General features: G+C 65.6%; 2 protein-coding genes. Both read right to left on the bottom strand.

Annotated elements, in window-relative coordinates; genetic code table 11:
- On the bottom strand, nucleotides 1-1,420 hold a 1,420-nt coding region (locus AC0B9F_RS37970; RefSeq protein WP_472010357.1), incomplete at its 3' end, for a condensation domain-containing protein.
- Nucleotides 1,420-2,034 (bottom strand): phosphopantetheine-binding protein (locus AC0B9F_RS37965; RefSeq protein ID WP_472010355.1); only part of this gene is annotated, 615 nt, incomplete at its 5' end. The genes AC0B9F_RS37970 and AC0B9F_RS37965, both read right to left, overlap by 1 nt.

Genomic DNA, 2,034 nt, shown 5'->3' with positions numbered 1-2,034 from the left:
CAAACAACACAGGCAACGGAGCCACCACCACATCAGACCCCACCCCCTGCCACCCCGACAAAAGATCCCGCCGCTCCCCCACATCAAGGATGTCCACCGACCCCACCAACACATCAGGATCAGCAACAACACCCACCAGCAAACGACGCAGATACACCACAAACGACTCAACCGTCGAACGATCAAACAAATCCGTCGCAAACTCGAAGGCACCCGTTAGACCGGCTGGCATGCCCTGCTCGGTGAACTGCTCCGAAATGCCGAGGGACAGGTCGAACTTGGCGGTGTCCGCGGCAAAGTCCACGACGCTCAAGGTGAGTCCCTTGAGCCGGAGTTCCGCGTGCGCGTTGTTCTGGAAGGCGAGCGCGACCTGGAAGAGCGGGTGGCGGGACATGGAACGCGCCGGGTTCAGAACCTCCACCAGGTACTCGAACGGGACCTCCTGGTGCTCGTGCGCGGAGAGGACAGACGTGCGCACCTGTGCGAGGAGTCCGCGGAAGGTGGGGTTACCGGAAAGGTCCGTGCGCAGAACAAGCGTGTTGACGAAGAACCCGACCAGGTCGTCCAGCGCCTCGTCCGTGCGGCCCGCGATGGGCGCGCCGATCGGGATGTCCGTGCCCCCGCCCAAGCGCGACAACAGCGCGGCGAAGGCCGCCTGGACGACCATGAACATGCTCGCGCCTGATTCGCGCGCCAACGCCGCGAGTTCGACGTGCAGTTCGGCGTCGATCTCCACGGGCACACGGTCACCTGTGTACGAGACCGTGGCAGGCCGCGCTCGGTCCGTCGGCAGCTCGAGCTGCCCCGGGAGGCCCGCGAGCGCCTCGCTCCAGTAGGCGACCTGGCGGCTTAGTACGCTTTCCGGGTCGGACTCCTCCCCCAGCAGTTCCATTTGCCACATTGCGTAGTCGGCGTACTGGACCGGCAGCGGCTCCCAGTCCGGGACACGGCCCTCAGCCCGCGCCTCGTACGCAGTCGCGACATCCCGCGCTAGCGGCGCCATGGACCAACCGTCACCCGCGATGTGGTGCAGCACCACCACCAGGACGTGCAAGTCACTGCTCAGGGAGAACAGGCGGGCGCGGACCGGCACGTCGACGGTCACGTCGAACCCGACCTGCCGGAAGGACAGGATGAGTTCGTCCAACTCGCTCTCGGACGTGGAGATCACGTCCAGCCCCGTCCATGCCCGCTCCGCGTCAAGGATCCTCTGGAACGGCGTGCCATCCCCTCCCTCGGGGAAGACGGTGCGCAGGCTTTCGTGCCGCTCTACTACGTCGTGCAGAGCAGCGGCCAGCGCCTCGCGTTCGAGTTCACCGCTTAGGCGGAGGGCGATGGGGAGGTTGTAAGTCGAATCGTCTGCTCCCTCAAAGCGGTTGAGGAACCAGAGGCGACGCTGCGAAAAAGAAAGAGGAATCATCACTTCTCCTGGGGGCGCGGCATCCGCCGCAGTGCGGGTCGGCGGGACTTCTCCGCTGCCCCCAACCGTTCACTGAGGCTGGCAACATCGGGAGCTTCGAACAGGGTCCGAAGCGGAACTTCTACGTTTAGTTCGGTGCGGATGCGGCTGGCGATGCGGGTGGCGAGCAGGGAGTGGCCGCCCAGGTCGAAGAAACTGTCGTCGATGCCGACCTTGTCCAGACCGAGGACTTCAGCGAAGACCGCACACAGGACTTCCTCGCGCGGATTGCGCGGAGCCCGCGAGGCGGCCGCGGAAGCGTACTCGGGCGCGGGAAGCGCACGACGGTCCAGCTTCCCATTCGCCGTCACCGGGAACGACTCCACCACCATCACCGCAGCCGGAACCATAAACTCCGGCAGACCCTCCCCAACAAACCGCCGCAGCCCAGACGGGTCCAGATCCCCGCCATCTGCCTTCGGAACAACGTAGGCGACCAGGCGCTTGTCTCCCGGCCGATCCTCACGCGCCACCACAGCCACCTGAGCGACCTGCGGATGCGCGGCCAGCACCGCCTCCACCTCACCCAGCTCGACACGGAACCCACGGATCTTCACCTGGAAGTCCGCACGCCC

The sequence above is a fragment of the Streptomyces sp. NPDC097129 genome (genome assembly GCF_055668065.1).
Note: the sequence above shows the minus strand (reverse complement) of the source record. Positions and strands in the feature narration are given on the sequence as shown.